The sequence below is a fragment of the Halomonas sp. 3D7M genome (assembly GCF_014897885.1).
Lineage (GTDB): Bacteria > Pseudomonadota > Gammaproteobacteria > Pseudomonadales > Halomonadaceae > Vreelandella.
In genome coordinates, this window is the sequence record NZ_JABUZF010000139.1 from 1 (window position 1) to 5,935 (window position 5,935).

Genomic DNA, 5,935 nt, shown 5'->3' on the forward strand with positions numbered 1-5,935 from the left:
AGGCGACTCCCCTTCCTACTCGATAATCTGTATGATATGACATAGATCATTAGCCTATGTTTGACTTGAGTATAAAGCTCGTTTTTATAGTTCCAACTAAGCAATAAAAATCGATTAGTATTTAAGCTAAAATCAACTAGACTATTGTCAGCTAGCGCATTTAAAGCAATAATGTGCGCGCATCCTGAACCCGTGCGTACTGAGTTGATAGATTGATTAACTCGCGCAGTTAAACCTTTGCTAAAAGGAATCCCCATGTCGTTATTAAATGAGTATATTCAAAAGGAACAGCAGCTAAAACAACTGCAAGAAGACTTACAGCGCTTGGAAGGTGATCAGCGCTTGAAAAGCGAGCTTGAATTTAAAGCTAAGCTTGAAGCGTTAATGAACGAGTTTGGTAAGCGTCCTTCTGATGTTATTGCATTGCTGGACCCTAACGCGGATCAGCGCGGATCCAAAGGTGCTGCGGCATCCTCTACGCGTCGTAAGCGTCGTCTGAAGATTTATAAGAACCCGCATACTGGTGAAGTGATTGAAACCCGTGGCGGTAATCATAAAGGCCTGCGTAGCTGGAAAGATGAGCATGGTGATGAAGCCGTCGAATCCTGGCTAGAGCGTATGGAAGACTGAGTCGTTTTAAACCGGCATTTCTAACAAGAAGTGCCGGTTTTTGGTTTGATGAGAGCGGATAAAAAATTATCCAGACTGGCTAGGCAGATAAAGGTATTCGAAGCTCAATATGATGCGGATGCCATAATACTTGCGGTGCATCACCGCTGATATTTAAACGATTTTTTTCATCCATTAATGCCACTAGCGTTTCAGATATTACATAAGATAATTGCGAAATATTATCGAAGTATATTTTCGCATAGTAGCGTGAAGGAATGTCTACCCGACGGTAGTTGACAGGCAGTGCTAGGTATTCGGCAGTATCTCTATTCTCTAGATAGAGCCCGATATCAGTTCGAGTGTGGTTCGGTGCAGGTTCTTCTACAGCGGCTGTCACTTTCTCTGTTAAAAGGTCTGGCAATACCATGGTTGGGGTGGATGCCTCTAGTTGGGCTTGTAGGTGGTCTAAATGGTTAGCGTGATACTTTTTGTTGCCTAGCCCAGGAATGTGGTCTGGTGCTTGGTACAAGCGCATTAAAACCACATGTGCGGGACGGTTTCTTTCAATGCTGATTGTGAATTTTTTGTCAGGTCTGTTCAGAAGATACAGGCTGCTTATCGCTTGACGGTATTCGCGGGGTGACAGCCGGTAGCGGCGCTGAAATGCACGTGAAAAAGAAGAGTGATTAGTATATCCACAACGAATAGCGATTTGCGCTATATTTTGTGAGGTGAGTGAAAGTAAGACAGCGGCTCGCTCAAGACGCCTTTTTTCACGGTAAGCACTAGGTGAAATGTTGAAACAGTGGCGGAACTGTCGGCGTATTTGTGATGCTGAGTATCCTAAGTGATTAGCAAGGTCTTCGATTCCAAGCGGCTTATCGAGAGTGTCTTGCAGCCAGATCTCAGCTCGCATCATTGCATTGAACATTATCTGGCCTCCTATGCTTAAGTCGTACAGGTCGCGCTACTCATCTCACCTGTAATGCACCATCCCGGTGCTTGCGTTGCTAGTGATCTAATAGGCGATTAACATTGCTGCTTGCCTACTAGATGAATTTGCCGCTATATGCGCCACCTTAGGTTGCTTAACTGGGCGTTTTTGCTCTGCCAGTAGGAGCATCCTGTTTTATATCGGGAGCAGCTTATTTATTACTAAGTTGTGATGCCTTTATGCTGGGAAGAAAGAGCAAAGGCAAGTTTGCTCAGAGGCTTTACGCGTTTGGGCACAGTTTTGCCGGAAAAAGGTCTGTTTCAGCAGACTTGTCATCCATTTCAAGTAAGGTGTAAATGAAACATCGATGAAATATCAAAAAGTTCAAAAACAGCTAGATGAGCGTGAAAAGCTACGTAAGTTTCGTGAGCTGGATGATGCCTTCGCGCAGGCGCTGCGCCAGTTAGAAGATCCTAACAGCGATTTCAATATTCCAACGGGGCCGCCAGTACGTTCAATTGCAGCGTTGGAAGCTGAGGATCAAGCTGCAGACGAAGCGGCACACTCGGATGAGCAAGAGCGTCTGTTTGATCAACGCTTAAAAGCGCTGATTGGCGAATATGATTTGTCGGAGCGAGATGTAAGCGAGGTCATACACGCGCTGCTGGAGTCTAAGCGGTGGAAGCTTGATGACGTGCCAGTAGCGGGTAAATAATGCGACGTTATGAGATGAGGTAACTCGTTAGCGATACCGATAGATGCGTAAGCTAGGTAAATATACGTCATCTTCTAGTTTTTCGTCGCGCCGCTTAGCTCTTGTGCGAGTCGTTGGAGGCATTTCTGCTGGGGCTTTGAGATGTGGTAATCGCCCTTCATTAGCAGGCACAATTAGCGGCATTGCAATATTAAGTGCTCGTCGCGTGTGCCCATCCGCAAGCGGTTCGACAAAAAACAGATTCGCGCGCATTAAAGGGGCTTGGGTTTGTACCTGCGCCAATATTTCTCCACTTGGAATGCTGGCGAGCTTGCGTAGCTGTATACGAATATGTGGTGCATCGCTGTCTAGTTGTAATAATTTTTGCTCAGCCTCTTGAACACTAACGCGTTTGATTGAGCGACCGCTGCTGTACCACGCTAGCCTAACTCTAGACACCGGCGCAGGGGCAATGGGGAGTTGTCGCCAGCACTGTTTCAGATGGAGTCTTGCAAATCCGCTTTTACGCAGTATGTCGTCGATATGGGGATGACGGTTTGGTAAGCGAGACTTAGCGTCGCTCAACGCGTTTGGATGAGACTGCTTAATGCGCGCGAGTAGGTCGCTGATATTTGCCTTTGCGTAGTTAATTTGATGGCACGCTGCTAATAAATCATCGTTAGCGGCGATGACCGCGATGTAGTTACGCGTTTCGCGGCCATCCTGTCCCTGCTGATGCCACATGTCCAGCAGTGCTTCCCTCAGCCAAATAGAATCGTTCGCGTCAGGCCGGAACCGCCAAGTAGGTGGTGGGCTAAATTCGTATAGCGCTGCAGCCCGCTCAATGGTGGCTACCAGTTGATCAAAGTGGGCATCAAGTTCATGCAGTAGATGATATAGAGGCAGCGTGGCGTCAGTCATGTTGGGCGAGCCTTTAAGAAAGAGGTGCGTCTCTATCTGCTTGAGCAAGCAGGGTATCCAAGTCCGCCTCATCCATGGCGGATTCACCTGCAATGCGATGTGACTCTTCCGCCCAAGCGCCCAAATCAAGTAATTGGCAACGTTTGCTACAAAAAGGGCGATAAGTACTTTCTGGCCCCCAGATAACTTTCTTGCCACATTGGGGGCAAGCAACCTCTAGCGGTGAATCATTTGCCGGTGTGGGCATGACAAACTCCTGTTTCAAAAGTACGTCTCAAGTACGTCGTTAAGTGCACTCGGCGCGATAACGACGATCCAGTTGGATGACCTGGCGCGTCATATTCGCATGGTCACCACTGTTGTCGATGACATCATTGCCTTTAGCAAGGCGTTCTTCGCGTGGAAGTTGGGCGGCGAGGATAGCACGCACCTGGGATTCACTCACCCCATCTCGGGCAAGCGTACGCGCTAATTGCAGCGATTCGGGCACATCGATGACTAACGTACGATTAACCAACTTATCTTGGCCAGACTCAAAAAGCAGAGGAGACACTAATAATACATAAGGCGACTGCGCCTGCAGACGATCCAGATGCAAAAGAAGGCGTTCGCGTACCTGGGGATGAGTGACAGACTCTAACCACTGCCGTTGCGCAGGATCCTCAAAAATGATGCTACGCAGTGCTGACCTATTCAGTGTTCCGTCGGAATTCAATACGTCTGTGCCAAAGTGTTCGGCAATAGCTGCCAGCGCGGGTTCGCCAACGGCAACGACTTCTCTAGCGACATCATCGGCATCTACCCAGCCAATCCCCAGTTCTCCAAACGCACGGGCAACAGTAGATTTTCCCGAGCCTATACCACCTGTTAGTCCAATGATCATGCATGCTCCCCAAAGAATTGAATCAAAACCGGCGTTAGGCTTAATACAGCAACGACGTATAGAGTGTCATTAACTCGTTGCCTACCAGTATGCAAATCCAGCCCGCCAGCGCAAGAAAGGGGCCAAAGGGGAGAGGTTGGCCACGTAACCGGGGATAAATAGCTTGAGCGGCTAATCCTATGATTGCGCCAATACCTGCAGATAAAATAAGCAGTAGCGGTAACATGCTCCAACCTACCCAGGCACCAAGCGCAGCGAGTAATTTGAAATCCCCAAACCCCATGCCTTCTTTGCCTGTTATGAGCTTAAATAGCCAGTAAAAGCTCCATAGCACAAGATAGCCCGCCATCGCGCCGATGACAGCGCCAGGGAGCAGTAGGGGCTGAAAGAACAATTGGTAAGCTAAGCCAGCCCATAACAACGGTAGGGTCAACATATCAGGGAGTAAATAGGTTCGAAAGTCGATTACTGCCAAAGCCAGTAGTGTTACACAAGCGCCATAGATAAACATTGCGCTTAGCGTCGGGCCATGCAAAGCCACAACGACCACAGCAAGTAGTCCGCCCATCAGCTCAACGAATGGGTACTGTACACTGATGGAAGTTTGGCAATGGGCGCATTTTCCCCTTCTTTTTATCCAGCCTATTAAAGGTAGGTTATCGTGCCAAGCAATGGGTTGTTCGCAGCGTGGACACATTGACCTTGGAGTAGCAAGGTTAAAGCGGGGGGATGTTTCGTCGGCCAGCTCAAGAGAGGCGCGTGCTTCATTACGCCAACGGCGCATTAGCATAACGGGTAAACGGGTGATGACAACGTTAAGAAAACTGCCAAAGCAGAGGCCGATCAGGAAAGCAAAAAAGAGGTAAAAGGTTGGTGATAAACCCATGGTATTCCAATTGTTGGGGAAGTGTGTATGAACGGTTTATTTATAGTGCGGTGCCAATTTCAAAAATAGGCAAATACATGGAGACAACAACGCCGCCCACTAGTGCGCCAAGGACAACGATAATAATCGGTTCCATTAACGAGGTCAGGGCGTCTACTTTATTATCCACTTCTTCTTCGTAGTAATCGGCGACTCGGTTAAGCATGGCATCTAGTGAGCCGGCTTCCTCACCAATATTCACCATTTGAACTGCCAGCGCTGGAAAGCGGTTGGTCATACGCATGGCGAAATGCAGCTGTTGTCCAGTAGTGACATCTTGGCGCACTTCATTAATCGCTCTGATATACACGCGATTATCCGATGCACCTGCGGCAGTTTCGAGCCCTTCAATAAGTGGCACGCCTGAAGTAAAGGTAGTCGCTAAGGTGCGTGTGAATCGTGAGACAGCCGATTTGTGTAAAATATCGCCAAGGATAGGCAGATGAAGCATCATGCTGTCTAACCGATAAGCGACGCGTGGTGAGCGTCGCGCTGCAGCTTTCAGCAGCATTATACTGCCAAATAGTGTACCTGTTGCTTGTAACCAGTACTTTTGGGCCATGTCCGATAAGTTAACCGTAAACTGAGGGACAGCGACAGTAAGGCGGTGCCCGTGGCGTGCCAGAGGAAGAATATCTAGACGCTCTAATATTTTAACGGGGTAGTCGTTGGCGGGTGGTAGCGCATTTATACGAATGGCATCTAGGTCAACGACCGGTAAACCATACTCCCAGGCAGCGGCCAGCGCTGCTGCGCCTGATTCTACTAACCCACTATCGACCACGTGCTGTAACAGCGACACGTCAAGCTCTGTTGCTGTGTTTTCCGCGACAGTCGCCTGAGCATCGGTCAGCACGCCATTTTCAACCAGCCGTTTAGCGATGCCGTGCAGGCCGCTATGCATGGCCGCCTTGCTCAGCGTCGGCCCGGGGGTTAAATCGTTCATGGCTAAATTCAATCATGTTT

7 protein-coding genes and 2 pseudogenes are annotated in these 5,935 nt (G+C 48.6%); 2 read left to right on the plus strand and 7 right to left on the minus strand.

Features of this window, described 5'->3' with window-relative positions; translation table 11 throughout:
• Positions 1-255 precede the first annotated feature (255 nt).
• Positions 256-630 carry a histone-like nucleoid-structuring protein, MvaT/MvaU family gene (locus tag INT22_RS06725; protein WP_009724762.1) on the plus strand — a complete coding sequence of 125 codons (375 nt, stop codon included), beginning with the start codon at positions 256-258 and terminating at the stop codon, positions 628-630.
• A 79-nt stretch (positions 631-709) separates the two neighbouring features.
• Here INT22_RS06725 and INT22_RS06730 read toward each other — a convergent pair whose 3' ends face one another.
• The gene (locus INT22_RS06730) at positions 710-1,543 is read right to left on the minus strand and encodes a helix-turn-helix transcriptional regulator (RefSeq protein ID WP_193059757.1); all 834 of its coding nucleotides are present in this window, start codon (positions 1,541-1,543) and stop codon (positions 710-712) included.
• Positions 1,544-1,913: 370 nt separating this feature from the next.
• Between INT22_RS06730 and INT22_RS06735 the strand changes: the two genes are divergently transcribed.
• Positions 1,914-2,261 (plus strand): hypothetical protein, encoded by a 348-nt coding sequence (locus tag INT22_RS06735; RefSeq protein ID WP_089038440.1) that lies wholly within the window; start codon positions 1,914-1,916, stop codon positions 2,259-2,261.
• Positions 2,262-2,288: 27 nt separating this feature from the next.
• Here INT22_RS06735 and INT22_RS06740 read toward each other — a convergent pair whose 3' ends face one another.
• The 6 genes and pseudogenes from INT22_RS06740 to INT22_RS21765 all read right to left on the minus strand — a co-directional run.
• A complete protein-coding gene (locus INT22_RS06740) occupies positions 2,289-3,161 on the minus strand; it encodes a DNA replication terminus site-binding protein (protein ID WP_193059758.1) in 873 nt (290 codons plus the stop codon).
• A 13-nt stretch (positions 3,162-3,174) separates the two neighbouring features.
• The gene (yacG, locus tag INT22_RS06745; protein WP_083004574.1) at positions 3,175-3,408 is read right to left on the minus strand and encodes a DNA gyrase inhibitor YacG; all 234 of its coding nucleotides are present in this window, start codon (positions 3,406-3,408) and stop codon (positions 3,175-3,177) included.
• Positions 3,409-3,447: 39 nt separating this feature from the next.
• A complete protein-coding gene (gene coaE / locus INT22_RS06750) occupies positions 3,448-4,044 on the minus strand; it encodes a dephospho-CoA kinase (RefSeq protein WP_193059759.1) in 597 nt (198 codons plus the stop codon).
• 40 nt (positions 4,045-4,084) lie between these two features.
• Positions 4,085-4,930 (minus strand): prepilin peptidase, encoded by an 846-nt coding sequence (locus INT22_RS06755; protein ID WP_193059760.1) that lies wholly within the window; start codon positions 4,928-4,930, stop codon positions 4,085-4,087.
• A 40-nt stretch (positions 4,931-4,970) separates the two neighbouring features.
• Positions 4,971-5,564 (minus strand): annotated as a pseudogene (locus INT22_RS06760) (type II secretion system F family protein); the annotation flags it as partial.
• A gap of 3 nt (positions 5,565-5,567) precedes the next feature.
• Positions 5,568-5,915: pseudogene (locus tag INT22_RS21765) on the minus strand (type IV-A pilus assembly ATPase PilB); the annotation flags it as partial.
• Positions 5,916-5,935: the final 20 nt, after the last annotated feature.

What these genes read in the sequence shown, in the direction of transcription:
- INT22_RS06725 (WP_009724762.1), top strand. Translation starts at nt 256, where the DNA reads ATGTCGTTATTAAATGAGTATATTCAAAAGGAACAGCAGCTAAAACAA.
- INT22_RS06730 (WP_193059757.1), bottom strand. Translation starts at nt 1,543, where the DNA reads ATGTTCAATGCAATGATGCGAGCTGAGATCTGGCTGCAAGACACTCTC.
- INT22_RS06735 (WP_089038440.1), top strand. Translation starts at nt 1,914, where the DNA reads ATGAAATATCAAAAAGTTCAAAAACAGCTAGATGAGCGTGAAAAGCTA.
- INT22_RS06740 (WP_193059758.1), bottom strand. Translation starts at nt 3,161, where the DNA reads ATGACTGACGCCACGCTGCCTCTATATCATCTACTGCATGAACTTGAT.
- yacG (WP_083004574.1), bottom strand. Translation starts at nt 3,408, where the DNA reads ATGCCCACACCGGCAAATGATTCACCGCTAGAGGTTGCTTGCCCCCAA.
- coaE (WP_193059759.1), bottom strand. Translation starts at nt 4,044, where the DNA reads ATGATCATTGGACTAACAGGTGGTATAGGCTCGGGAAAATCTACTGTT.
- INT22_RS06755 (WP_193059760.1), bottom strand. Translation starts at nt 4,930, where the DNA reads ATGGGTTTATCACCAACCTTTTACCTCTTTTTTGCTTTCCTGATCGGC.